Here is a 23077-nt window from a genome sequence, read left to right as displayed (position 1 = left end):
GGGTCAGGCCGGCGGGCCGCTACTTCTTCACGCCGAAGAAGGGCTCCAGTGGGGCGGGCAGCTTGTCGTTGCAGGCGATGGCGCCGGACTTGGTGAGCGCGTCGTTCACGCACGTGTAGTAGTCGCGGTAGACGAGCTGAACCGTGTACCCGGTGGCCACGATCGCCAGAGCGAGCAGCGCCGTCACCAGACCGCTGATGGCCGCCGTCGTCTGCTGCCGGCTGCTGCCCTGCGCGACCCCGGGGGCGGGAGCGGCGGGAGCGGCCCCCGTCGCCGGGGGCGTGGTCGCGTGGTCCTGGGCGCTCGTGCCGGACACCGCGGTCTGTCCCGCGCCCGCACCCGTCGGCTCGGTCTTCCGGGGCCCACCGCGAAGGGCGCTGATCGCCCAGTAAACGGCGAGGGCACCGAGGAGCATGGCGATCTCGGGGAGGTCGAAGAGGGCGAAGAAGAACGCCCACATGCCGCCCAGCACCGCATAGCGCGCACGCCGCTGAGCGGGATCGGTCGGGTCCCAGCGCAGCCCGGGCGGACTGCCCTCGGGGCCACCGCCCTGGCCGCCCGGTCCTGTGCCGCCGGTGCCGCCCGGACGGCCGCCGAAACCGCCGCTCTGGCGGCCCGGCTGCTGGTCGCTCCACTGGCTGCCCCAGACGGGCCGGTCGTCGGACCGGCCATCGGAGCCGCCGCCGCCACCCTCACCGTTTCCGCCGCCGTTGCCCTGCCGGCCCGGCGCGTGGGAGGGGTGGCGGGGCTGCCAGGGCTGGTCGGGCCGGTCCTCGGGCGGTGCCGCGAACGGATTGTCGTCGGACGACCCGGAGGACCCGCGACCGGATGACGCCCCGCGGCCGGATGACGCCCCCCGACCGGACGAGGACCTGGACCCCGACGAGGAGCCCGACCCCGACGAGGAGCCTGACCCGGAAGAAGAGTCCGGTGATGAGCCCGAGGGGGAGTCCGGCGATGAGGACTGGCGTTCCCGCATCAGCGTGGATGCCCGCTCGGGCAGCGGGTGGCCAAGGGCGGTGCGGAGGCGGTCCGGCATGTGGTGAACGTCTTCCCCATCTCGTCATTTCCGCCCGGGGGCGGTTCCCTGTCCCCTGACGCTACCTCCCGGCTACGCCCCCGTCCCGTGGGGGCCGCCGGGTGTGCCGGTATCGTTGCTGACGGTCGGACCGTTCGTAGAGTTCCCCGTATCGCGGGACGAGCTTCTTTCGTACGACCATACAAACGCACCTCCTGTACATCGCGTACCTGCTGCACCACGCGAGAAAGGGCCCTGCTGTGGCCTCCCCGCCCCCCTCCGCCGCCCCGGCCCGTGTGGTCGTACTGGTCTCCGGCTCAGGAACGAACCTTCAGGCCCTCCTCGACGCGATCGGTGACGACCCCGAGGGTTACGGCGCCCGGATCGTCGCGGTCGGCGCCGACCGCTACGGCACCGTCGGTATCGAGCGTGCCGAGCGCGCCGGGCTTCCCACCTTCGTGTGCAAGCTCGGCGAGTACGCCGACCGCGACGCATGGGACGCCGCCCTGACCGCGGCCGTGGCGGAGCACCGCCCGGACCTCGTCGTGTCCGCGGGGTTCATGAAGATCGTGGGCAAGGCGTTCCTGGCCGGGTTCGGCGGCCGGATCGTCAACACCCACCCCGCCCTGCTCCCCAGCTTTCCCGGCGCCCACGGAGTCCGCGACGCGCTCGCGCACGGCGTGAAGGTCACCGGGTGCACCGTCCACTTCGTCGACGACGGCGTCGACACCGGTCCGATCATCGCGCAGGGCGTGGTCGATGTGACCGAAGAGGAAACGGTGGAGGGCGAAGCCGCCCTCCATGAACGCATCAAGGAAGTCGAGCGCAAGCTGCTCGTCGAGGCCGTGGGGCGGCTCGCCCGTGACGGCTATCGCATTGAGGGACGAAAGGTTCATCTCGGTCATGTCGGTGAATAACCCCACCCCGGCGAACAAGCCCATCCGCCGCGCCCTGGTCAGCGTCTACGACAAGACGGGGCTCGAAGACCTCGCCCGCGGTCTGCACGAGGCAGGTGTCGAGCTGGTGTCCACCGGCTCCACCGCAGGGAAGATCGAAGCCGCCGGTGTGCCGGTCACCAAGGTCGAGGAGCTCACCGGCTTCCCCGAGTGCCTCGACGGCCGTGTCAAGACGCTGCACCCCCGCGTGCACGCCGGCATCCTCGCCGACCTGCGCCTGGACTCCCACCGCGAGCAGCTCGCCGAGCTCGGCGTGGAGCCGTTCGACCTGGTCGTCGTCAACCTCTATCCGTTCAAGGCCACCGTCGCCTCGGGTGCGTCCGACGACGAGTGCGTCGAGCAGATCGACATCGGCGGCCCCTCGATGGTCCGCGCCGCCGCCAAGAACCACCCGTCCGTGGCCGTCGTGACCAGCCCGGAGCGTTACGCCGACGTCCTCGCCGCCGTCAAGGCGGGCGGCTTCGACCTGACCGCCCGTAAGCGGCTCGCCGCCGAGGCCTTCCAGCACACCGCCGCCTACGACGTGGCCGTCGCCTCCTGGTTCGTGGACGACTACGCCGCCGCCGACGACTCCGGCCTCCCCGAGTTCCTCGGTGACACCTTCGCCCGCAAGAATGTCCTGCGCTACGGCGAGAACCCGCACCAGCCCGCCGCGCTCTACACCTCCGGCGACGGTGGCCTCGCCGAGGCCGAGCAGCTGCACGGCAAGGAGATGTCCTACAACAACTACACGGACACCGACGCCGCCCGCCGCGCCGCCTACGACCACGCCGAGCCGTGCGTCGCGATCATCAAGCACGCCAACCCGTGCGGTATCGCGATCGCCGACGACGTCGCGACGGCACACCGCAACGCGCACGCCTGCGACCCGCTCTCCGCCTACGGCGGTGTCATCGCCGTCAACCGGCCGGTGACCGTCGAGATGGCCGAGCAGGTCGCCGAGATCTTCACCGAGGTCATCGTCGCCCCGGCGTACGAGGACGGCGCCGTCGAGGTGCTCGCCCGTAAGAAGAACATCCGCGTGCTGCGCTGCCCGGACGCCCCGGCCTCCGCCGTCGAGGTCAAGCCGATCGACGGTGGCGTGCTCCTCCAGGTCGCCGACCGCCTCCAGGCCGACGGTGACGACCCGGCCAACTGGACGCTCGCCGCCGGCGACGCGCTCTCCCCGGCCGAGCTCAGGGAGCTGGCCTTCGCGTGGAAGGCGAGCCGGGCCGTCAAGTCCAACGCCATCCTGCTCGCCAAGGACGGCGCCTCGGTCGGCGTCGGCATGGGCCAGGTCAACCGCGTCGACTCCGCGAAGCTCGCGGTCGAGCGGGCGGGCGCTGAGCGCGCCCAGGGCTCCTACGCCGCGTCCGACGCCTTCTTCCCCTTCCCCGACGGCCTGGAGATCCTGACCGCGGCCGGCATCAAGGCGGTCGCCCAGCCGGGCGGCTCGGTCCGTGACGAACTCGTCGTCGAGGCCGCGCAGAAGGCGGGCGTGACCATGTACTTCACGGGCACGCGCCACTTCTTCCACTGACGGAAGCCCTGAAGAAGCCCGCACGATGACGCACCGCAGGCCGTAACCCTCCCGGGTACGGCCTGCGCTGCGTCCCGGCGACCGACGGATCCGATTCGTCAGCGTTCGGCGGCGCCCGGTGACCACTCGGGTGTGCTGTCGGGTCGTGGGGAGGGCAGGCCGCGGATCCTGCTGGTTTCGCGGGTGAACCGGCGATGGCCGATCAGCTTGTAGGCCGCGCGGGCCGGGGCCGGCAGGACCTTCATGAACTCTCGCCGCTCCGCGTCATCGGCCTCCTCGATGATGTGGCCGAGGATGACCAGCCGCCGCGTGAGGGGGATCGCGGTCATGCCGTGCCTGCCGAGCGCGTCCCATTCGCTCTGCGCCAGCGTGACGGAGACGATCGGCAGTATTTCCTGCTCCTCCTCGGCCAGGTGCTCGATCAGCGCCGGCATCATGGCGTCGATGCGAGCGGCCATCCGCTCGCCCGCGGCAGCGTCCGCGCTCGCCGTCCACGTCGCCAACTCCGCGTCGATGGCAGAGACAGCGTCGTCGACCTGTGCGTGCTGGGCATCCATCCGGTCCATCAGCTCCGGGTCGAGGGCTCCTCGCTCACGCAGTAGCGGAAAGAGCAGCTCGTCCTCGCCGCTGTGGTGTGTGTGGAGGAAAGCCAGCATCTCCCGGGCGTGCGCACCGATGACACCGGATCGTGCACGGTCACCTGCCGCGGCGCGCAACAGCCGCGGTAGCTGACCGAACTCGCGCCGGAGTACGCGGTGGATCAGCACCATCTCATGGGTGTCGACGCCGGGTCCGGGGGCACTCACCGTGACTCCTCGACGGCGGCGCTCAGTACGGCTTCCCGCGCCGTGGTCACCGGCCTGCCGATGAGCTCGACCAGGTCGGCGCTGTCCGTGAACAGCTCGCCGCGGGCCAGCCCGGCGTCGGCGTCGGCCACCGCGGCGGCCATCTCCGGCGGCAGCCCGGCACCCGTCAGAGTCGCGGTGTAGTCGGCCACCGACATGTCCCGGTAGGCGATGTGGGTGCCCAGGACTTCGCTGAACGTGGCGGCGAGTTCGGTCAGCGTGAACGGCGTTCCGCCAAGTTCGTAGGTCGCACCGAGGTGCCCGTCCTGCGTCAGTACCGCTGCCGCGGCTGCCGCCAGATCACCTCGGGCGACCGCACTGACACGCCCGTCGTGCGCACTGCCCAGCAGTGCCTGGTACTGGGTGATCATCGGGAGCTGATCCGTGTAGTTCTCCAGGTACCAACCGTTACGCAGGATGGCGAACGGCACCCCGCTGTCACGCAGGTACTCCTCGGTGCGGCGATGCGCGTCGGCGAGCGTCATCTGCGAGGTCGGGGCGTTGAGGATGCTGGTGTACACGATGCGGGAGACACCGGCCCGGCCCGCCGCGTCGATGGCGTTGCGGGCGTTGTCGAAACGCTCATCCACCGTCGTCGTGGAGACCAGCATCAGCGCGTCGGTGCCCGCGAAGGCGCTGTCGAGGGTCTGCGGGTCGGCGAAGTCGGCGTGCCGCACGGTGATCCCGTTACGTGCGAGGTCGGCGAGCTTGCCGGTGTCCCGCCCGGTGGCCACGATCTGCTCCGGCGGTGTTCCGGCGGCGAGGAGCTGGTCGACGATGAGACGGCCGAGGTGCCCCGAGGCTCCGGTGATGACAGTGGACATGGTGTTTCCCTTCGACAGGTGTTCGGGGTGAGTGTGTTGCGGCTTGGGGACGACCGGCCCCGGCGTTGATCCCTGGCGTCATGGCCGGTGGGATGAGCCGGGTGCGTCAGTTCCAGCCACCGTCGGCTTCGATGGTGGTGCCGGTGATGAAGGACGCGTCCGGGGAGAGCAGGAACGCGACCGCAGCGGCGATTTCGTCAGGCTGGGCCAGCCTGCCGAGCGCGCTCATGGAGCGGATGAGTGCGGGGAACGGCACATCGGCGAGGGCGGGGTGCACGTAGTGGGGTGCGTAGTCGGCCATGCGGGTGGCGGTGGCGCCCGGGGCGATCGCGTTGATGGCGATGTTCCGTTCGGCCAGCTCGGGAGCGAGATTGCGCACCAGGGCCGGAACGGCGCCTTTGCTCGCCGCGTACAGGGCGTGCTGACGGACCGCCAGGCGCGCACTGACCGAAGAGCTGAGCACGATCCGGCCACCGTCGGGCATCGCGGCCACCGCTGCCTGGGTGACGAACAGCTGCCCGGCCACATTGCTCCGGAAGACGCGGTCGAAGTCGGCCTGAGTGATGGTTTCCAGCGCTCCGAAGTGCTCGATCCCGGCGTTGCTGACCAGCAGATCCAGGCCGCCGAACTCGGACACCACCGCGCCCACCAGCTCGTGGGTCTGCGCTCTGTCGCCGATGTCGGCGGGGAACGCCGACGCGGCACACCCGTGGTCGCGGAGCTCACCGACGAGTGCCTCGGCCGCCTCCTGACCGGATCGGTAGCCGACCGCGACCGTGGCCCCCTGGGCGGCGAGCCGTCGCACGATCGCGGCGCCGATCCCGCTACTGCCTCCGGTGACGAGGACCCGCTTGCCCGCCAGGCTTGATGTCGGTGTCATCGCGCTACCTGCGTTCTTTCTCTCTGCCTTGTCCGGATGTGAACGGTCCTTGGTTCGCGCTGTCCGTTCTTTCATCGGGCTCCCTCCAATTAGTCAGGAACATTGACTACTTTAGGCATATGGTCGCGTCGGCGGCAACAGCGGCAGGTGCGAGGTCACCGAGGAGTGGGCCGCGTGCGCGGAGCGTGGTGGGCGCTGCCCCGCGCACACGCCACCGCGACCGGACCGGCGGGGGGTCGGGCCCGGCGGCGTTCGCGTAGGGTGTGGACCTCGTGTGGCCGGGTGGCAGGCGGGGCTGGGAGTGCTATGGGTGACGAGGAGCGGGTCGATCTGGGGGTGTCGCTGTTCATCCCGTACCGGTACACCGAGGACCGGATGTTCCGGGCCCTGCAGGACGCCGGGTTCGATGACTGGACCCTCGCCCAGTGCCGGGTGTTCCAACGCGTCGCCCCGGACGGTTCGCGCCTCACCGACCTCGCTGACCAGGCGCAGATGAGCAAGCAGAGCGCCGGCGTGCTGGTCGACCAGCTGGAGCGTCTGGGCTATGTCCGCCGGGTCCCCGACCCTACGGACGGTCGCGCCCGACTGATCGTGATCGAGGGGCGCGGCAAGCGGGCGGTCGAGGTGGCCTCGGCGACACTCGACGAAATCCTCTCGGAGTGGAAGGCCTATCTGGGTACCCGCAACTTCACGTTGCTGCACCAGATCCTGGATCAGCTGCGTGAGATCACCGACCCCTACGCGAGCTAGGCCCGTCCGTGTCGAGCCGTTCGCCCCGGCTTCCTCACACTCTGGACCGCTGGGATGCTCGACGGGCCTCACCTCGCCCCGATGGTCAGTCTCATTGACTGTATTCATCGACAACCCCCGACGGATATCGGGCGCGGGCGGTCCGGCCTCCGGCTCAGTGACGGCCGCAGGCCGCATCCCTTCGTGGACCGCGGACCGCGCCGAGCGCTTTCCCGATCTTCTGTTCTAATGAGTGGCTTGTCGGGCCGTGACGGGCGGAACCGGTGCGACCGGGCAGTGACCAGTAAGGGATTCCGTTGCGGGGGCACCGTGCTTGACCTGAACCAGAGCGAGACCGACGCGCCGGGCGAGCAGGCGCCCCGGCCGGCCGGGAGCGCATCGCATCCGGCGCCGCTGCGTCCGTATCTGATCGCCGCCGTGGCCCTGTGCGCGGTCTACTTCCTCTACGCGTACCTGCGTTTCAGCCACTTCCAGTCGCCCTCCTGGGACCTGGGCATCTTCGAGCAGGAGGTGCGCGCCTACGCGGGGTTCGACGCACCGGTCGTCGACATCAAGGGGCCGGGCTATCTGATCCTCGGCGACCACTTCAGCCCGGTCGTGGCGCTCCTCGTCCCGCTCTACTGGATCTGGCCGTCCGCCGTCGCCCTGCTGTTCGCCCAGGCCGCCCTGTTCGCCGCGTCGGCGGTCGTCGTCGGGCGTACCGTGCAGCAGATCCTGGGTGGCCGCTCGGGTCTCTGCGTCACTGTCGCGTACGGGCTGTCCTGGGGGCTCCAGGAGGCGGTGAAGGCCGACTTCCACGAGATAGCCTTCGCCGTTCCGCTGCTCGCCCTGGTCTGCCGGGCCCTGCTCATGGAGCGCTGGCGCGCCGTCGTCCTGTGGTCGCTGCCGCTGGTCCTGGTCAAGGAGGACCTCGGGGCCACCGTGGCCGTCGTCGGCCTGCTCCTCGCCCTGTACGGGAGGCGGCTCCAGGGCTTCCTGCTGGCGGCCGTCGGGGTGCTCGCGTTCGCGCTGACCGTGCTGGTGCTCATACCGGCGGCCAGCAGCGCGGGGACGTACGACTACTGGAAGAAGATCGAGGAGGACGGCGGGCAGGAGGTCTCGCTGCTCCACTCCGTCCTCGGAGTGTTCGACTCGTCGGTCAAGATCGAGATGCTGGTCTTCCTGGTCGGCATCACCGCCTTCATGGCGCTCCGTTCCACCTTGGTCCTGCTCGTCCTGCCCACGCTCGGCTGGCGGCTGCTCTCCCAGGACTCCAACCACTGGGGCATGGTCTGGCACTACAGCGCGATCCTGATGCCGGTGGTCTTCCTGGCCATGGCCGACGGCATCAGGCGCAGCCAGGACTCGAAGCGGCCCTGGCTCGTCTCCTACGCGAACGTCGCCGTCCCCATGGCCGCAGCCATCGCCGTCGCGCTCACCCAGCACCTCCCGTTCCGCGAGCTGCTGCGCCCGGAGACCTACCGCGCCGATGTGCGTACCCACGCAGCCGAGGAGGCGCTGGACGCCATCCCCGTGGGAGCGCGGGTGGAGACCGACATCACGCTGATGGCGCACCTGACCGGGGACCGCACCGTCTACTGGGTCGGCGGGGCCCCCGGCACCGCGCCCGATGTCGTCGCGCTGAACCTGGACTTCGGCTGGTCGCAGCCGATCGACGACCCGGTGAAATACGCCCAGCAGCTCCACCCGGAGGCCCGCTACCGGGTCACCCGTGAGGCCGGCCCCTTCGTGGTCATGGAGCGCACCGCACGGTCGACCTCGGCACCCGGAAACGGCTGAAGGCCGCACACCCGCCGGTTGAGCGGGTGTCACGGCCTTCGCGCGCGAGCGGGGAGAGAGATCAGTACTGCGGCTGCTGCTGGCGGTTGAACCACGCTTCGCCGTCGGACTTCGCGACGAAGACGATCACCAGGACGGCGAGCACCGTGTGGATGAGGCCGATCACGACGAACGGGTAGATGCCGAGGATCGCGGTGATCACGCCGAAGATGATGGTCGTGACACGCAGTCCGCTGCCCCCCTTGCCGAACTTGGCGGCGAGGACGACGGCGAAGGCGCCCCACAGCACGGCGAAGACGGCGATGGCCCACAGCACGCCGCCCGAGTAGTCGGCGAGCTGCTGGAACTGGACGTCTTCCTGGAGCGTCGGGTCGTTCTTGGCCGCGCTCACCGCAGCGGCGGCGAGGACGACGAAGATCGCGCCGATGACCTGGAGTCCGGCGATCACGTAGAGCAGGACGCGCGAGGCCTTCACACCGCCGGGCATCTCGCCCGGCCCGCCCGGGAAGCCGTAGCCGCCCTGGACCGGCGGTGCCTGCGGGTAGCCGTAACCCTGCTGGGGAACACCCTGCGGGGCCTGCTGCGGATAGCCGTAGCCCGGCTGCTGCCCGCCGGGCTGGCCGCCCGGCTGTCCACCCTGCTGCTGGCCGTAGGGGTTGTTGGGGTCGCCGAAGCTCATGGCGAATTTCCTCCGTTGCGAATCTATGGGGACGACGCGGTCCTGGCGGCGGAGGAAATCTGCGCAATCTGCAACGGTTGGTCCCCCCGACCCTGCCCGCGGTGATGCGGACTTATCGTCGTCGTGACATCCGCCATTTGTCCAGCCGGTCGCCGAATGTGTTGTGCAAGTGCAATCTCATGTCCACGTGGCAAGCCAGGATTGGTACGCGGGCGGGGTCATCCGCGAGGATGGGTTCCATGACTGCCCAGATTCTCGATGGCAAGGCCACCGCAGCTGCGATCAAGTCCGATCTGACCGTCCGCGTGGCGGCCCTCAAGGCACAGGGCATCACACCTGGTCTGGGAACCCTGCTCGTCGGCGACGACCCGGGCAGCCGCTGGTACGTCAACGGCAAGCACCGTGACTGCGCCCAGGTCGGCATGGGCTCCATCCAGCGTGAACTCCCCGACACCGCCACCCAGGAGGAGATCGAGGAGGTCGTACGGGAGCTCAACGCGAACCCCGACTGCACGGGTTACATCGTGCAGCTCCCGCTCCCCAAGGGGATCGACACCAACCGGATCCTGGAGCTGATGGACCCGGCGAAGGACGCGGACGGCCTGCACCCGATGAGCCTGGGCAAGCTCGTGCTGAACGAGCGCGGCCCGCTGCCCTGCACCCCGCAGGGCGTGGTCACGCTGCTCCGCCGCCACGGCGTGGAGATCAACGGCGCCCATGTGGTCGTGGTCGGCCGGGGCGTCACCATCGGCCGTCCCCTGCCGCTCCTGCTGACGCGCAAGTCCGAGAACGCGACCGTCACCCAGTGCCACACCGGCACCCGTGACCTCTCCGTGCACCTCAGGCAGGCCGACATCATCGTCGCCGCCGCCGGTGTGGCCCACCTGATCAAGCCCGAGGACGTGAAGCCGGGCGCGGCCGTGCTGGACGTCGGCGTCAGCCGGGACGAGAACGGCAAGATCGTCGGCGATGTCCACCCCGGTGTGGTCGATGTGGCCGCCTGGGTCGCCCCCAACCCGGGTGGTGTCGGACCCATGACCCGGGCTCAGCTGCTCGTCAACGTGGTCGAGGCGGCCGAGCTCGCCGCCGCCGAGGCCTCCGCCGTTTCCGCCGGCTGACCCGGACCGGAGGAACGTCATGGGTGCTGGTACGAGTCCGGCAGGCGGTACGCACGCGGACGGACCGGCCGATGAGGCCGAGACGTCCGCTGAGGCCCGGGTGACAGAGCACGGCCAGGAGCAGCCGGGCGAGGACGGTACGCGGAAGGACGCGACGCGGGAGGACGGTACGCGGAAGGACGCGACGCGCGAGGAAGCGGAGGCCCCTGAGGTTCCTGCTGCCTTCGCGGCTCCTGAGGCCGCTGGGGCCCCCGAGGCTGCTGCGGCCCCCGAAACCACTGGGGCTTCAGAGGCTCCTGCGGCCCCCGAAACCCCCGGGGCCCCCGAGACCCCCGCCGCCCGGGAGCCCGCCGGGCGGAGCGGATCGACCTGGGTGCCCTCGCGTCGCTTCTCGCTGACCCGCGACACCGCGCGCCCCGAGGGCGGCGGCAGGGCAGCGGCGGGGGACGCCCCCGCGCCCGCCCGTCAGTGGCCGCTGCTCACGGTGCTCTGCACGGCGGGCGTCGGGCTGCTGATCGTCGGTGCCGATCCCTTCGGCAACGCCTTCAGGATCGGCACCATGCTGATGGGCTTCGCCCTGCTCGCCGGTGCGGTGATGCGCTGGGTGGTCCCGTCCGTCGGCATGCTCGCCGTACGGTCCCGGTTCACCGATCTGGTCACCTACGGCCTGATAGGGCTCCTGATCGTGCTGCTCGCGCTGATGGCACAGCCCAAGCCCTGGCTCGACGTCCCGTTCCTGCCGGACGTCGTCCACTTCACGATCCGTTGACGAGGTGTCCGTCCCCTCCCCCGAGAAGGGACGGACACCCGGACCGGGCGCCGGTGCAAGAAGCACCGGAATGCGGTGACTTGAGCGGCCTTGCCCTGTCCTGGGTCAAGCGTCATGGACATGAGGCATCTGGTTCAAGGGATGCCTGGTGGCTGTGGCACGGAAGTGACCATTCCGCCATGGTGTGATCGTCGGGCAACGACGCCCGGACCGGATCGACGCGCACTGCGGCGCACAACGGAGCATGCGCGCATATCGAATGCCCCCGTGCGCCCCTTTGTCCGGAACTGGCATCCTGGATCCGTGCATCCTTCTGGGTAGTACGGAGCGCGGGACCGACGTTCCGTACGACAGGGGGAAAGGGCCCGGTGTCGGGGCCGGGGGGCGCGCCGGGGAACGTCCGGGGGAATCGACTGGGGGGAAGCAATGCCTCGTTGGAAGGCACTACCGGAAGAACTCGATCCGCAGGTGCGGGAGTTCGCGGGCCAACTGCGCAGACTGGTGGACCGCAGCGGGCTGAGCCTGGCCGCGGTCGCCGACCGCACGGGCTACAGCAAGACGTCGTGGGAGCGCTATCTGAACGGCAGGCTGCTCGCGCCCAAGGGGGCGATCGTCGCGCTCGCCGAGGTGACGGGTACGCAGCTGCACCATCTGACGACCATGTGGGAACTGGCCGAGCGGGCCTGGAGCCGCTCCGAGATGCGTCATGACATGACGATGGAGGCCATCAGGATCTCCCAGGCGCGTGCGGCGCTCGGCGAGGCGGGTGTGGCGGCAGCCCCCGTGGGCGGCAAGAGGGCCGGCCAGGCGGCCGGTGGCGGCCGTGCGAACGGCGGCGCCCACGCGGCCGGCGGTACGGGAGTCTCCACCGCGGGCGGACCAGGAGGGCCCGGCCATGGTGCCGCCCGCCCACCGTCCGTGCCCGTCCAGCGTGGCTCGGCGCCGCGCGTCCCGCAGCAGCCGCAGCCGGACTCGGCCCCGGGCGGACACCACGCGGGCGGCGGTTCCGACGGGCCGCGTCAGGGCGGCGGCCGGCGCAGGATGACGCTGTTCCTGGCGGGTGTCGTGGGTGCGCTCCTGCTGATGGCCGGGGCCGTGCTGATCCTCGATCTGGGCGGGGACGACGACGCCGACGCGGTGGCCGCGACACCGTCGGCCGAGCCCACGGCCGACGCGTCCCAGCTGCCGGCGGGCGTCGAATGCGGCGGCGCCGACTGCACCGGCCAGGATCCGGAAGCCATGGGCTGCGGCGGCGAGTTCGCCGGCACGGTCGCCAGCGCGGCCGTCGGCAGCGGGCTCGTCGAGGTCCGCTACAGCGAGACCTGCGGGGCCGTGTGGGCCCGTATCACCCAGGCGTCCCCCGGTGACAGCGTGAAGATCACCGCCGGTGCGTCGGAACAGGACGGCACGGTGGACGCCGACACCGAGACGTACACCCCGATGGTCGCCGTCAAGAAGGCCTCCGACGCCAAGGCCTGCGCGACCCTGGCCTCCGGCGCGACCGGCTGCGCCACGCCGGAGTGATGCGCTCGGGCCGCTGCGCTGCGTAACCGGCTGTGCGCGGTCCCACAGGGGGCCGGACGTTTCCGGCAGCGAGGGTCGGATAGCCTGACCGCTGGATATCTCTTCACATCAAGATTCAGAGGTATCCAGCACCAGGGGCAGGGACCCCCACCGCCAGCTGTCTAACGGAGATCGCCATGACCCGCACTCCCGTGAATGTCACCGTGACCGGCGCAGCCGGCCAGATCGGCTACGCGCTGCTCTTCCGCATCGCCTCCGGCCACCTGCTCGGCCCGGATGTGCCGGTCAACCTGCGACTCCTCGAGATCCCGCAGGGTCTGAAGGCCGCTGAGGGCACCGCCATGGAGCTCGACGACTGCGCCTTCCCGCTGCTGCGCGACATCGAGATCACCGACGACGCCAACGTCGGCTTCGCCGGCGCCAACGTCGCTCTCCTGGTCGGCGCCCGCCCGCGTACGAAGGGCATGGAGCGCGGCGACCTGCTCTCCGCCAACGGCGGCATCTTCAAGCCGCAGGGCAAGGCGATCAACGACAACGCGGCGGACGACATCAAGGTCCTCGTCGTCGGCAACCCGGCCAACACCAACGCCCTCATCGCGCAGGCGGCCGCCCCGGACGTACCGGCCGAGCGCTTCACCGCGATGACCCGGCTGGACCACAACCGTGCGATCTCGCAGCTGGCCGCCAAGACCGGTGCCGCCGTCTCCGACATCAAGCGGCTGACGATCTGGGGCAACCACTCGGCGACCCAGTACCCGGACATCTTCCACGCGGAGATCGCCGGCAAGAACGCGGCCGAGACGGTCAACGACGAGGCCTGGCTCGCCGACACCTTCATCCCGACCGTCGCCAAGCGTGGCGCCGCGATCATCGAGGCCCGTGGCGCCTCCTCGGCCGCGTCGGCCGCCAACGCCGCCATCGACCACGTGCACACCTGGGTCAACGGCACCGCCGAGGGCGACTGGACCTCGATGGGTATCCCGTCGGACGGCTCCTACGGCGTGCCCGAGGGCATCATCTCCTCCTTCCCGGTCACCACGAAGGACGGGAAGTACGAGATCGTCCAGGGCCTGGACATCAACGAGTTCTCCCGTGCGCGCATCGACGCCTCGGTGCAGGAGCTCTCCGAGGAGCGCGACGCGGTCCGCGAGCTCGGCCTGATCTGACCGGAGCCCGGCCCCCGGCCGGACCCCAGCGGTTACGGCGAGGGCGCCCCCGGCAGCAGTCGCTGCCCGGGGGCGCCCTCGCGTGCGTCCTGTGTCCTGTCCCGTGTGTTCAGCCGCCGAGCAGCCCGTCCGCGAGGTCGCGCACGGCGTCCGCGGTCTTGCGCTGGAACTGGGGGCCGAAGGTGATCCGGGCCGCGCCCAGCTCCCCGAGCCGGCGCAGCGCGGACGGGTCGCCGAGCGGGCAGACCGCGTTGACCGGGACCCGGACCGCGGCGGTCAGGGCGGGCAGGGTGTCCGGGGGCGCCATGATCGGATAGACGCAGTCGGCGCCGGCATCCGCGTAGAGCAGGGCGCGGGCCGTCGTGTCCGTGGCGACGTCCACGGCGGCCGGGTCCCCGTGGACGTACGTGTCGATACGGGCGTTGACGAAGAGGCGCTCGCCCGCCGCGGCGCGCACCGCGGCGAGCCGGTCGGCCTGCCGTGCCGGTTCGACCAGGACGCCGCCGACGGAGTCCTCGAGATTGCAGCCGACCGCGCCGGCCTCCAGGAGCCGGTCGACGAGCTCCTCCGGGGCCAGGCCGTAACCCGCCTCGATGTCCGCCGACACGGGAACGGACACCGCCCGGGTGATGCGGGCCACCGCCGCGAACATCTCGTCCGCCGGGGTGTCTCCGTCGGCGTGACCGAGGGCGGCTGCGACACCGGCGCTCGGGGTGGCCAGGGCGGGGAAGCCGGTCTCCTCGAACACCCGGGCACTCGCCGCGTCCCACGGCCCTGGCAGGACCAGCGGGTCGCCGGATACCCGGCCGATGTGCAGAGTGCGGAAGACGGACGCGGGGTCGTTCATCGGGGCTCCGAGGGGGAGTGGGAAAGGGTCGGGGTGGGGGACCGGAAGGCGGAAAGCGGGGGAGCGGGGGACACGGAAACCGGCGCCCCCCGCCCCCGCTCCCGCGTTCGCGCTCAGTGCTTGATGGCGCCCGGTGTGTAGTGCCCCGGGGTCAGCCGGGTGGTCACCCCGAACCGGTTCCAGGCGTTGATCACCGTGATCGCGGCGATCAGCTGGGCGAGCTCGGCCTCGTCGAACTGCTTCGCGGCCTGTGCGTAGACCTCGTCCGGCACGAAGCCGTCGTTGAGGACCGTCACGGCCTCCGTCAGCCGGATCGCCGCCAGCTCCTTCTCCGTGTAGAAGTGCTGCGACTCCTCCCAGGCGCTGAGCTGGATGATCCGCTCGACGGACTCGCCCGCGGCGAGCGCGTCCTTGGAGTGCATGTCCAGGCAGAAGGCACAGCGGTTGAGCTGCGAGGCACGGATCTTCACCAGTTCGAGCAGCGTCGGGTCGACTCCCTTACGCGCTGCGGCGTCCAGCCTGACCATGGCCTTGTAGACGTCGGGGGCCAGCTCGGCCATCTGCAGACGCGGAGGGTGCTCGGCGGCGTATTCGGTGGATGTGTGCTGATGTGTGTGCGTGCTCATGGGTTCGACCCTAACCACGGGATGGCACACCGGTATGGTCCATTTCCATGATGGATTCCTGGGCCGCTTTCGGCGCCGACCTGCATATCGAACCGGCCGGCGGCGGTCTGCGCAGCGGGCTGATGAACGCGCTGCGGGAGGCCGTACGCACCGGACGGCTGACGCCCGGCACCCGGCTCCCCTCGTCCCGGACCCTGGCCGTGGACCTCGGGATCGCCCGTAACACCGTCGCCGACGCCTACGCCGAGCTCGTCGCCGAGGGCTGGCTCACCGCACGGCAGGGTTCGGGCACCAGGGTCGCGCGGCGGGCCGGCGTGCCGGAACCCGTCGCCCGGGGTGCCAGGGCCAGGCGGGTGCCCCGGCGGCCCGTCCACAGTCTGCTCCCGGGCTCGCCCGATCTCTCCGCCTTCCCACGTGCCGAATGGCTGAAGGCCGCCAGACGCGCCCTCACCGCCGCCCCCGACGCGGCCTTCGGGTACGACGACGATCCGCGGGGCCGTATCGAGCTGCGGAGCGTGCTGGCGGACTACCTGGCGCGGGCGCGCGGGGTGTACGCCGACCCGGAGCGCATCGTGATCTGCTCCGGGTTCCTGCACGGGCTCACGCTGATGGGGAGGGTGCTGCGCCGGCGCCGGGTGCGCGGTGTGGCCGTCGAGTCGTACGGGCTCGACCTGCACCGTGATCTCCTGACCGGCGTGGGTCTGCGCACCCCGTGCCTCCCGGTGGACGAGCTGGGGGCCAGGACCGGGGAGCTGGGAGGGACACCGGGCGTGGGTGCGGTGCTGCTGACACCCGCCCACCAGTTCCCCACGGGCGTACCGCTCCATCCCGACCGGCGCGCCGCCGCGGTCGACTGGGCGCGGTCCTCGGGCGGTCTGGTCCTGGAGGACGACTACGACGGCGAGTTCCGCTACGACCGCCAGCCGGTGGGCGCGCTCCAGGGGCTCGATCCGGAACGGGTCGTCTATCTGGGCACGGCCGCCAAGTCGCTGGCGCCCGGTCTGCGGCTGGCCTGGATGGTGCTCCCCGAGGGCCTGGTGGAGGAGGTGTGCGAGGCGAAGAGCGGCTTCGACCGGATGTCCGGGATGACGGACCAGCTGACCCTGGCGGAGTTCATCGCGGCGGGGGCGTACGACCGCCATGTACGGGCCATGCGGCTGCGCTACCGGCGCCGCCGCGACCAGCTCGTCGACGCGCTCGCCGAGCGGGCACCGGACTTCAGGGTGAGCGGCATCGCGGCGGGACTGCACGTCGTGCTCGAACTCCCCGAGGGAACCGAGAAGTCGGTCGCCCAGGCGGCCACCTGGCAGGGGCTCGCGCTCGACCGGCTCTCGCGCTTCCGGCACGAGGACGCGGCGCCGGGCCGCGACGGGCTGGTCATCGGCTACGGCACGCCGTCGGAGAGCGGCTGGGCGGGGGCGCTGGACGCGCTGTGCCGGGTGCTTCCGTAGGGCGTGCCCCCGGCGTGCCCTGCCCGTCCCGCCCGGCGTGCTCAGGAACACGCCAGGCGGGACGGCCCTCAGCCGGCCAGTACGCCGCGGAGCTGGTCCAGGCCCCAGTCCAGGTCCTCCTTGCTGATCACCAGCGGCGGGGCGATCCGGATCGTGGAGCCATGGGTGTCCTTGACCAGCACCCCGCGGTCCATCAGCTTCTCCGAGATCTCCCGGCCCGTGCCGAGTCCGGGCGCGATGTCGACCCCGGCCCACAGCCCCCGGCCCCGCACGGCCCGCACCGCGCCGCCGGTCAGCAGCCCCAGCTCGTGGTGGAGATGGTCGCCGAGCTCGGCGGCGCGCTGCTGGTACTCACCGGTGTTCAGCATCGCGATCACCTCCAGCGCGACCGCGCAGGCCAGCGGGTTCCCGCCGAACGTGGACCCGTGCTCGCCCGGCCTGTGGACGCCGAGTACCGCCGCGGACGACACGACGGCCGAGACGGGCACGACACCGCCGCCCAGCGCCTTGCCCAGCAGATACATGTCGGGGACTACGCCCTCGTGCTCGCACGCGAAGGTCCGGCCGGTACGCCCGAGGCCCGACTGGATCTCGTCCGCCACGAACAGGACGTTCCGCTCCCTGGTCATCTCCCGCACCCCGGCGAGATAGCCGGGCGGCGGGACCAGCACCCCGGCCTCGCCCTGGATCGGCTCCATCAGCACCGCGACGGTGTTCTCCGTCATCGCCTCGTCCAGCGCGGTGAGGTCGCCGTACGGCACGATCTCGAACCCCGGTGTGTACGGACCGTGGTCGGCCCGCGCCTCCTGGTCGGTGGAGAAGCTGATGATCGTGGTCGTCCTGCCGTGGAAGTTGTCGGCCGCGACGATGATCTTGGCCATCCCGTCGGGGACGCCCTTGACGCGGTAGCCCCACTTACGGGCCGTCTTCACCGCCGTCTCCACCGCCTCGGCCCCGGTATTCATGGGGAGGACCATCTCCATGCCGCAGAGTTCGGCGAGCCGCGTACAGAACTCCGCGAACCGGTCGTGGTGGAAGGCGCGCGAGGTCAGCGTCACGCGTTCCAGCTGGGCCTTGGCGACGTCGATCAGGCGCCGGTTGCTGTGCCCGAAGTTGAGCGCCGAGTAGCCGGCGAGCATGTCGAGGTAGCGGCGCCCCTCGACATCGGTCATCCAGGCGCCGTCCGCCGAGGCGACGACGACGGGCAGCGGGTGGTAGTTGTGCGCGCTGTGCGCCTCGGCGGAGGCGATGGCGGTTTCCGTGGTCGACACGGGATCTCCGTTCGTCGTGCGGCGTGGGCGGAGGTGGTGCCCACTTTGTATCGTCCGTCGGATTCGTGCCGGGGAAACCTCTTCCGCGTGGCGCGCCAGGGTCCGGAGCCTCCGCGCGCGTCCCCACCGCTTTCCCGCACCGGTTGCCGTGGATCGGTTCGGCACCTGAGACAATGAGTGCATGGCCTCTGATCGTCCCCGCGTGCTCTCCGGAATCCAGCCCACCGCAGGCTCGTTCCACCTCGGCAACTACCTCGGTGCGGTCCGCCAGTGGGTGGCGCTGCAGGAGTCCCACGACGCCTTCTACATGGTGGTGGACCTGCACGCGATCACCGTGCCGCAGGACCCCGAGGAGCTCCGGGCCAACACCCGGCTCGCCGCCGCCCAGTTGCTGGCGGCCGGACTCGACCCGGAGCGCTGCACGCTCTTCGTGCAGAGCCATGTCCCCGAACACGCCCAGCTCGGCTGGATCATGAACTGCCTCACCGGTTTCGGCGAGGCGTCCCGTATGACGCAGTTCAAGGACAAGTCCGCCAAGCAGGGCGCCGACCGCGCGACCGTGGGCCTCTTCACCTACCCGGTCCTCCAGGTCGCCGACATCCTGCTGTACCAGGCGAACCAGGTCCCGGTCGGCGAGGACCAGCGTCAGCACATCGAGCTCACCCGGGACCTCGCGGAGCGGTTCAACGGCCGCTTCGGCGAGACGTTCACCGTCCCGGCGCCGTACATCCTCAAGGAGACGGCGAAGATCTTCGATCTGCAGGACCCGGCGATCAAGATGAGCAAGTCGGCGTCCACGCCGAAGGGCCTGATCAATCTTCTCGACGAACCGAAGGTCACCGCGAAGAAGGTCAGGAGCGCGGTCACCGACACGGACACCGTGATCCGCTACGACGCGGAGAAGAAGCCCGGGATCAGCAACCTCCTGGGCATCTACTCCACCCTCACGGGCGCCGCCGTCACGGATCTGGAGCAGAAGTACGAGGGCAAGGGGTACGGGGCGCTCAAGACCGACCTCGCCGAGGTGATGGTGGAGTTCGTCACGCCGTTCAGGACCCGGACCCAGGAATACCTGGACGACCCGGAGACCCTGGACGCCCTGCTGGCCAAGGGAGCGGAGAAGGCCAGGGCCGTGGCGGCGGAGACTTTGGCACAGACGTACGACCGGATGGGCCTTCTGCCTGCGAAGCACTGAGTCCAAGGACCCTGGCGGGACCACGGCCGGAGGGGCCACACTGGCGTCGGCACGACCGACGGACGACCGACGGACGAATCCCGAAGACAGAGACGAACGAATCCCGAGGACAGAGGAGAACGATGTGGGGACCGTAACGCTTGGCGTTTCGATCGCGGTCCCGGAGCCCTACGGCAGTCTGCTCCAGGAGCGGCGCGCGAGCTTCGGGGACCCTGCCGCGTACGGCATCCCCACCCACGTCACCCTTCTCCCGCCGACCGGGACCGAGGCGGCCGGCCTGCCGGCGATCGAGACCCACCTCTCCCAGATCGCGACGGCCTGCCGGCCCTTCCCGATGCGCCTGTCGGGCACGGGCACCTTCCGCCCCCTCTCGCCCGTCGTCTACGTCCAGGTCGTCGAGGGTGCCTCGGCCTGCTCCTGGCTCCAGAAGCGGGTCCGGGAGGCCTCCGGGCCGCTGGTGCGCGAGCTCCAGTTCCCCTACCACCCGCATGTAACCGTGGCGCACGGCATCGCGGAGGAGGCCATGGACCGGGCGTACGAGGAGCTCGCCTCGTACGAGGCGGCGTGGACCTGCGGTTCCTTCGCGCTGTACGAACAGGGTGTGGACGGCGTCTGGCGCAAGATCAACGAGTTCCCGTTCGGGGGCGGTGGCGGCTCGCCCGCCGTACCAGCCCAGGGCGGCTCCTCCATGGACCAGCCGTCCCTGTCCACCTGAACGAAGCGCACGACGGCCCTCAGCGCACCGGCAGCCGCCGGAAGAGCGGGCGCGGCACGTGCCGCAGGGCCGACATGACCACTCGCAGCGCCCCGGGCACCCACACCGTCTCCGAGCGCCGCCGCAGCCCCGTCACGATCGCGTCCGCGACCGCCCCCGGGGTCGTGGCGAGCGGTGCCTCCTCGCGCCCCGCCGTCATCCGCGACCGTACGAAACCGGGGCGCACGATCATCACATGCACCCCCGTGCCGTGCAGCGCGTCGCCGAGACCCTGCGCGAAGACGTCCAGCCCCGCCTTGCTCGATCCGTAGATGAAGTCGGCGCGCCTGGCGCGTTCGCCGGCCACCGAGGAGAGCACCACCAGCGAACCGTGGCCCTGCGCCTGGAGAGCGCCGGCGCACACCAGCCCTGCGGAGACCGCCCCCGTGTAGTTGGTCTGCGCCACCCGGACCGCGGAGAGCGGCTCCTCCTCGTCACGCGCCTGGTCCCCCAGGACCCCGAAGGCGAGCAGCACCATGTCGATGTCACCCTCGGTGAAGAGCTTGCCGAGCACCTCCTCGTGGGAGGCGGAGTCGAGCGCGTCGAAGGCGACCGTACGGACGTCGGCGCCCAGCTCGCGCAGCTCGGCCGCGGCCCGCTCCAGGGCGGGGGACGGTCGCCCCGCCAGCTGGACGGAGCGTGTGCGGCGGGCGATCAGGCGCCGCGCGGTGGCCAGGCCGATCTCCGAGGTACCGCCGAGGACGAGCAGGGACTGCGGGGCACCGAAGGCGTCCTTCACGGGATAACTCCTAGCGGGATGACAGAGCGGTGGCGGAGCAGCCGCCGCTCGTGACCGTATCGCCAGAGAAAACCCATTTGAGGGATTTGTTACAGCACTCACCGAAATGGGTGATTGGCGATCCCGGCGGCCAGGAACACCGGTTTTCCGCGCCCGGCAGGGTACGCGTAGGTCATGGACTGGCTGAAAAAACTCCCCGTCATCGGGCCGCTCGTCGCACGACTGATGGAGACGCACGCCTGGCGCTCCTACGAGACCCTGGACAGGGTCCACTGGTCCAGGCTCGCCGCGGCGATCACCTTCCTCAGCTTCCTCGCGCTCTTCCCGCTGCTCGCGCTCGGCGCGGCCATCGGCGCGGCGCTGCTCTCGCCACGGCAGCTCGACAAGATCGAGGACAAGCTCGCCGAGCAGGTGCCCGGCATCTCGGACCAGCTCGGCATCGACAACCTCGTGGCCCACGCGGGCACGGTGGGGCTCGTCGCCGGTGTGCTGCTGCTCTTCACCGGTACCGGCTGGGTCAGCTCGATGCGGGACTGTCTGCGCGCCGTCTGGGAGAAGGATGACGTGGACGAGGGGAACCCGATCGTTCGCAAGCTCAAGGACGCCGGTCTGCTGCTCGGGCTAGGCGGAGCGGTGCTCGTGGCCCTGGCCGTGTCCACCGTCGCCTCGACCGCGATCGGCTGGACGGTCGACCGGCTGGGCATCGCCGAGGGCGGGGCGGGCGCGGTCCTGCTCCAGGTGGCGGCCGTGGTCGTGGCCGTCTTCGCCGACTTCCTGATCCTGCTCTACCTGCTGACCCTGCTCCCCGGGGTGGAGCCGCCCCGCCGCCGGCTGATCGTGGCCGGACTGGTGGGCGCGGTCGGCTTCGAGCTGCTGAAACTGCTGCTCGGCAGCTATATGCGGGAGGTCGCGTCGAAGAGCATGTACGGCGCGTTCGGCGTGCCGATCGCGCTCCTCCTGTGGATCAACTTCAGCGCGAAGCTGCTCCTGCTCTGCGCCGCCTGGACGGCGACGCCGAGCAAGGGGGAGGAGCGGGGCACCCCGGAGGGGAGCGACCAGGACATCAGCGACGCGGAAGGCGACGCACCAGGTCCGGCAGCGGCCAGCGCCGGTTGACCAGGAACACCCCGGCCGCCAGGACCACGAGCGCTCCGCCGGCGATCGACAGCGCGGTCCAGACCCCGCCGGAGCCGGAGGTGGCCGCGGCTGCCGACGCGGCCGCGTGCTTCTTGGGCTCGGCCTTGTCCGCGCCCGCCGTCTGCTGCGAGCCCTTCCCGGCCACGGCCGACTTCGGCGGCACCAGCTCACCGACCGGGGTCACCTTGCCGTCGGCGGCGAAACCCCAGTCGAGCAGGCCCGCGGCCTCCTTGTAGACGGCGTGGCTCTCCTCGGACGAGGGGTTCATGACCGTCACGAGCAGCACCTTCCCGTCGCGCTCGGCGATGCCGGTGAAGGTGTTGCCCGCGTGCGTGGTGTAGCCGTTCTTGACGCCGGCGATGCCCTTGTACGGATCCACCCCGATGTCACCGGTGATCAGCCGGTTGGTGTTCTGGATCTCGAAGGACTCGCGCTTCTTGCCCTTCTTCTTCTCGCCGGGGAACTCGGCCGTCGCCGTCGCCGCGTACTCCCGGAAGTCCGCCTTCTGCATCCCGCTGCGGGCGAAGAGCGTCAGGTCGTACGCGCTGGAGACCTGGTTCGGGGCGTCGTAACCGTCGGGCGACACCACCGTCGTGTCCAGGGCCTGGAGCTCCTCGGCGTGCCGCTGCATCGCGGAGACCGTCGCCGGCACGCCGCCGTACATCTCGGACAGCACGTGCACCGCGTCGTTGCCCGAGCGCAGGAACACGCCGAGCCACAGGTCGTGGACCGTGTAGGTGTGGTCCTCCTTGACGCCCACCAGGCTGCTTCCCTCGCCGACGCCGGCGAGCTCCTCCTCGGTCACCCGGTGGGTGAGGGTCTTCGGCTGCAGGGCGGGCAGCACCGTGTCGGCGAAGAGCATCTTCAGGGTGGAGGCGGGCGGCAGCCGCCAGTGCGCGTTGTGCGAGGCCAGCACCTCCCCGTTCTCCGCGTCGGCGACGATCCACGATCGCCCACTGAGGTCCTTCGGCAGGACCGGGGCTCCTGGGCCCAGATCGACCTGGGTGCCCACGTCACCCAGCCGCTTGCCGCCCACGGTCGACATCTGACCGGTGGGCGTCGGCTGTTTGTCGTCGGTCTTGTCCTTGGCGGTCGTCGCCCCCGAAGGGTTGGCGACACATACGGACAGCAAAGCGGCAGAGATGACCGTCATTACGGTCTTTTTCAGAGCTGGCACGGTCGGAAACGTACATGGCGTTGCTGAGGATCGGGACCCGCTTGAGCTGACCC

Annotated in this window: 22 protein-coding genes; 12 read left to right on the top strand and 10 right to left on the bottom strand. The window is 70.7% G+C overall.

What is annotated here, in order from left to right:
- Positions 1-19: 19 nt before the first annotated feature.
- Entirely contained in the window at positions 20-1039 is a 1020-nt protein-coding gene (locus OG623_RS13030) for a hypothetical protein (protein WP_406146498.1), read from the bottom strand.
- A gap of 239 nt (positions 1040-1278) precedes the next feature.
- On the opposite strand from OG623_RS13030, the gene purN reads away from it, so the two are divergent.
- Entirely contained in the window at positions 1279-1935 is a 657-nt protein-coding gene (gene purN, locus OG623_RS13025) for a phosphoribosylglycinamide formyltransferase (RefSeq protein ID WP_406146497.1), read from the top strand.
- Positions 1922-3493 (top strand): bifunctional phosphoribosylaminoimidazolecarboxamide formyltransferase/IMP cyclohydrolase, encoded by a 1572-nt coding sequence (gene purH, locus OG623_RS13020; RefSeq protein ID WP_406146495.1) that lies wholly within the window; start codon positions 1922-1924, stop codon positions 3491-3493. The genes purN and purH overlap by 14 nt, the downstream gene beginning before the upstream one ends.
- Before the next feature lie 98 nt (positions 3494-3591).
- Here the strand turns inward: purH and OG623_RS13015 are convergent, their stop codons facing one another.
- The 3 genes from OG623_RS13015 to OG623_RS13005 all read right to left on the bottom strand — a co-directional run bounded on the left by OG623_RS13015 (position 3592) and on the right by OG623_RS13005 (position 6042).
- Positions 3592-4299: a hemerythrin domain-containing protein gene (locus OG623_RS13015; protein WP_406146493.1), complete on the bottom strand. Its 708-nt coding sequence runs from the start codon at positions 4297-4299 to the stop codon at positions 3592-3594.
- Positions 4296-5162 carry an SDR family oxidoreductase gene (locus tag OG623_RS13010; protein WP_406146492.1) on the bottom strand — a complete coding sequence of 289 codons (867 nt, stop codon included), beginning with the start codon at positions 5160-5162 and terminating at the stop codon, positions 4296-4298. Before OG623_RS13010 ends, OG623_RS13015 begins: the two co-directional genes overlap by 4 nt.
- 106 nt (positions 5163-5268) lie before the next feature.
- Positions 5269-6042: an SDR family NAD(P)-dependent oxidoreductase gene (locus tag OG623_RS13005; protein WP_406146490.1), complete on the bottom strand. Its 774-nt coding sequence runs from the start codon at positions 6040-6042 to the stop codon at positions 5269-5271.
- 306 nt (positions 6043-6348) lie between these two features.
- On the opposite strand from OG623_RS13005, the gene OG623_RS13000 reads away from it, so the two are divergent.
- Together OG623_RS13000 and OG623_RS12995 are read left to right on the top strand one after the other, a co-directional pair.
- A complete protein-coding gene (locus OG623_RS13000) occupies positions 6349-6792 on the top strand; it encodes a MarR family winged helix-turn-helix transcriptional regulator (protein ID WP_406146488.1) in 444 nt (147 codons plus the stop codon).
- A 309-nt stretch (positions 6793-7101) separates the two neighbouring features.
- Positions 7102-8571 (top strand): DUF2079 domain-containing protein, encoded by a 1470-nt coding sequence (locus OG623_RS12995; RefSeq protein WP_406146487.1) that lies wholly within the window; start codon positions 7102-7104, stop codon positions 8569-8571.
- A gap of 61 nt (positions 8572-8632) precedes the next feature.
- Here the strand turns inward: OG623_RS12995 and OG623_RS12990 are convergent, their stop codons facing one another.
- Positions 8633-9250, bottom strand: a complete 618-nt coding sequence (locus OG623_RS12990) for a hypothetical protein (protein ID WP_406146486.1) — start codon at positions 9248-9250, stop codon at positions 8633-8635.
- 239 nt (positions 9251-9489) lie between these two features.
- On the opposite strand from OG623_RS12990, the gene OG623_RS12985 reads away from it, so the two are divergent.
- The 4 genes from OG623_RS12985 (at position 9490) to OG623_RS12970 (ending at position 13827) form a co-directional block, all read left to right on the top strand.
- Complete coding sequence (locus OG623_RS12985) at positions 9490-10368, top strand: bifunctional methylenetetrahydrofolate dehydrogenase/methenyltetrahydrofolate cyclohydrolase (protein WP_406146485.1); 879 nt, start codon at positions 9490-9492, stop codon at positions 10366-10368.
- Between the two features lie 19 nt (positions 10369-10387).
- Positions 10388-11137 (top strand): DUF3017 domain-containing protein, encoded by a 750-nt coding sequence (locus OG623_RS12980; RefSeq protein ID WP_406146483.1) that lies wholly within the window; start codon positions 10388-10390, stop codon positions 11135-11137.
- A 426-nt stretch (positions 11138-11563) separates the two neighbouring features.
- Entirely contained in the window at positions 11564-12661 is a 1098-nt protein-coding gene (locus OG623_RS12975) for a DUF2690 domain-containing protein (protein WP_406146482.1), read from the top strand.
- 176 nt (positions 12662-12837) lie between these two features.
- On the top strand, positions 12838-13827 hold the full coding sequence (locus tag OG623_RS12970; RefSeq protein WP_406146480.1) for a malate dehydrogenase: 990 nt from the start codon (positions 12838-12840) through the stop codon (positions 13825-13827).
- A gap of 109 nt (positions 13828-13936) precedes the next feature.
- Here the strand turns inward: OG623_RS12970 and OG623_RS12965 are convergent, their stop codons facing one another.
- Together OG623_RS12965 and OG623_RS12960 are read right to left on the bottom strand one after the other, a co-directional pair.
- Positions 13937-14674, bottom strand: a complete 738-nt coding sequence (locus OG623_RS12965) for an isocitrate lyase/phosphoenolpyruvate mutase family protein (RefSeq protein WP_406146478.1) — start codon at positions 14672-14674, stop codon at positions 13937-13939.
- 113 nt (positions 14675-14787) lie between these two features.
- On the bottom strand, positions 14788-15300 hold the full coding sequence (locus OG623_RS12960) for a carboxymuconolactone decarboxylase family protein (protein ID WP_406146477.1): 513 nt from the start codon (positions 15298-15300) through the stop codon (positions 14788-14790).
- A gap of 47 nt (positions 15301-15347) precedes the next feature.
- Here OG623_RS12960 and OG623_RS12955 point away from each other — a divergent pair, with 47 nt between their 5' ends.
- On the top strand, positions 15348-16751 hold the full coding sequence (locus tag OG623_RS12955) for a PLP-dependent aminotransferase family protein (protein WP_406146476.1): 1404 nt from the start codon (positions 15348-15350) through the stop codon (positions 16749-16751).
- Positions 16752-16819: 68 nt separating this feature from the next.
- On the opposite strand, the gene rocD is transcribed toward OG623_RS12955, so the two are convergent.
- The gene (rocD, locus tag OG623_RS12950; protein WP_406146475.1) at positions 16820-18022 is read right to left on the bottom strand and encodes an ornithine--oxo-acid transaminase; all 1203 of its coding nucleotides are present in this window, start codon (positions 18020-18022) and stop codon (positions 16820-16822) included.
- A gap of 181 nt (positions 18023-18203) precedes the next feature.
- Between rocD and trpS the strand changes: the two genes are divergently transcribed.
- Complete coding sequence (gene trpS / locus OG623_RS12945; protein WP_406146474.1) at positions 18204-19217, top strand: tryptophan--tRNA ligase; 1014 nt, start codon at positions 18204-18206, stop codon at positions 19215-19217.
- Between the two features lie 124 nt (positions 19218-19341).
- Positions 19342-19932: a 2'-5' RNA ligase family protein gene (locus tag OG623_RS12940; protein ID WP_406146472.1), complete on the top strand. Its 591-nt coding sequence runs from the start codon at positions 19342-19344 to the stop codon at positions 19930-19932.
- Between the two features lie 19 nt (positions 19933-19951).
- Here the strand turns inward: OG623_RS12940 and OG623_RS12935 are convergent, their stop codons facing one another.
- Entirely contained in the window at positions 19952-20710 is a 759-nt protein-coding gene (locus OG623_RS12935; RefSeq protein WP_406146471.1) for a decaprenylphospho-beta-D-erythro-pentofuranosid-2-ulose 2-reductase, read from the bottom strand.
- A 174-nt stretch (positions 20711-20884) separates the two neighbouring features.
- Between OG623_RS12935 and OG623_RS12930 the strand changes: the two genes are divergently transcribed.
- Positions 20885-21826 (top strand): YihY/virulence factor BrkB family protein, encoded by a 942-nt coding sequence (locus OG623_RS12930; protein WP_406146470.1) that lies wholly within the window; start codon positions 20885-20887, stop codon positions 21824-21826.
- On the opposite strand, the gene OG623_RS12925 is transcribed toward OG623_RS12930, so the two are convergent.
- Complete coding sequence (locus tag OG623_RS12925) at positions 21774-23024, bottom strand: D-alanyl-D-alanine carboxypeptidase family protein (protein WP_406146468.1); 1251 nt, start codon at positions 23022-23024, stop codon at positions 21774-21776. The genes OG623_RS12930 and OG623_RS12925 overlap by 53 nt on opposite strands.
- Between the last annotated feature and the right edge of the window lie 53 nt (positions 23025-23077).

It is taken from the genome of Streptomyces sp. NBC_01012, from assembly GCF_045162755.1.
Classification (GTDB): Bacteria; Actinomycetota; Actinomycetes; order Streptomycetales; family Streptomycetaceae; genus Streptomyces.
This window is presented reverse-complemented; position numbering and strand designations above follow the sequence as displayed.

Bases quoted from the DNA above. Each gene is read 5' to 3' on its own strand.
- OG623_RS12930 (WP_406146470.1), top strand. From the start codon at position 20,885: ATGGACTGGCTGAAAAAACTCCCCGTCATCGGGCCGCTCGTCGCACGA.
- OG623_RS12975 (WP_406146482.1), top strand. From the start codon at position 11,564: ATGCCTCGTTGGAAGGCACTACCGGAAGAACTCGATCCGCAGGTGCGG.
- OG623_RS12990 (WP_406146486.1), bottom strand. From the start codon at position 9,250: ATGAGCTTCGGCGACCCCAACAACCCCTACGGCCAGCAGCAGGGTGGA.
- OG623_RS12985 (WP_406146485.1), top strand. From the start codon at position 9,490: ATGACTGCCCAGATTCTCGATGGCAAGGCCACCGCAGCTGCGATCAAG.
- OG623_RS12980 (WP_406146483.1), top strand. From the start codon at position 10,388: ATGGGTGCTGGTACGAGTCCGGCAGGCGGTACGCACGCGGACGGACCG.
- OG623_RS12960 (WP_406146477.1), bottom strand. From the start codon at position 15,300: ATGAGCACGCACACACATCAGCACACATCCACCGAATACGCCGCCGAG.
- trpS (WP_406146474.1), top strand. From the start codon at position 18,204: ATGGCCTCTGATCGTCCCCGCGTGCTCTCCGGAATCCAGCCCACCGCA.
- OG623_RS12965 (WP_406146478.1), bottom strand. From the start codon at position 14,674: ATGAACGACCCCGCGTCCGTCTTCCGCACTCTGCACATCGGCCGGGTA.
- OG623_RS13030 (WP_406146498.1), bottom strand. From the start codon at position 1,039: ATGCCGGACCGCCTCCGCACCGCCCTTGGCCACCCGCTGCCCGAGCGG.
- OG623_RS12970 (WP_406146480.1), top strand. From the start codon at position 12,838: ATGACCCGCACTCCCGTGAATGTCACCGTGACCGGCGCAGCCGGCCAG.
- OG623_RS13005 (WP_406146490.1), bottom strand. From the start codon at position 6,042: ATGACACCGACATCAAGCCTGGCGGGCAAGCGGGTCCTCGTCACCGGA.
- OG623_RS13000 (WP_406146488.1), top strand. From the start codon at position 6,349: ATGGGTGACGAGGAGCGGGTCGATCTGGGGGTGTCGCTGTTCATCCCG.
- purH (WP_406146495.1), top strand. From the start codon at position 1,922: ATGTCGGTGAATAACCCCACCCCGGCGAACAAGCCCATCCGCCGCGCC.
- OG623_RS12955 (WP_406146476.1), top strand. From the start codon at position 15,348: ATGATGGATTCCTGGGCCGCTTTCGGCGCCGACCTGCATATCGAACCG.
- OG623_RS13010 (WP_406146492.1), bottom strand. From the start codon at position 5,162: ATGTCCACTGTCATCACCGGAGCCTCGGGGCACCTCGGCCGTCTCATC.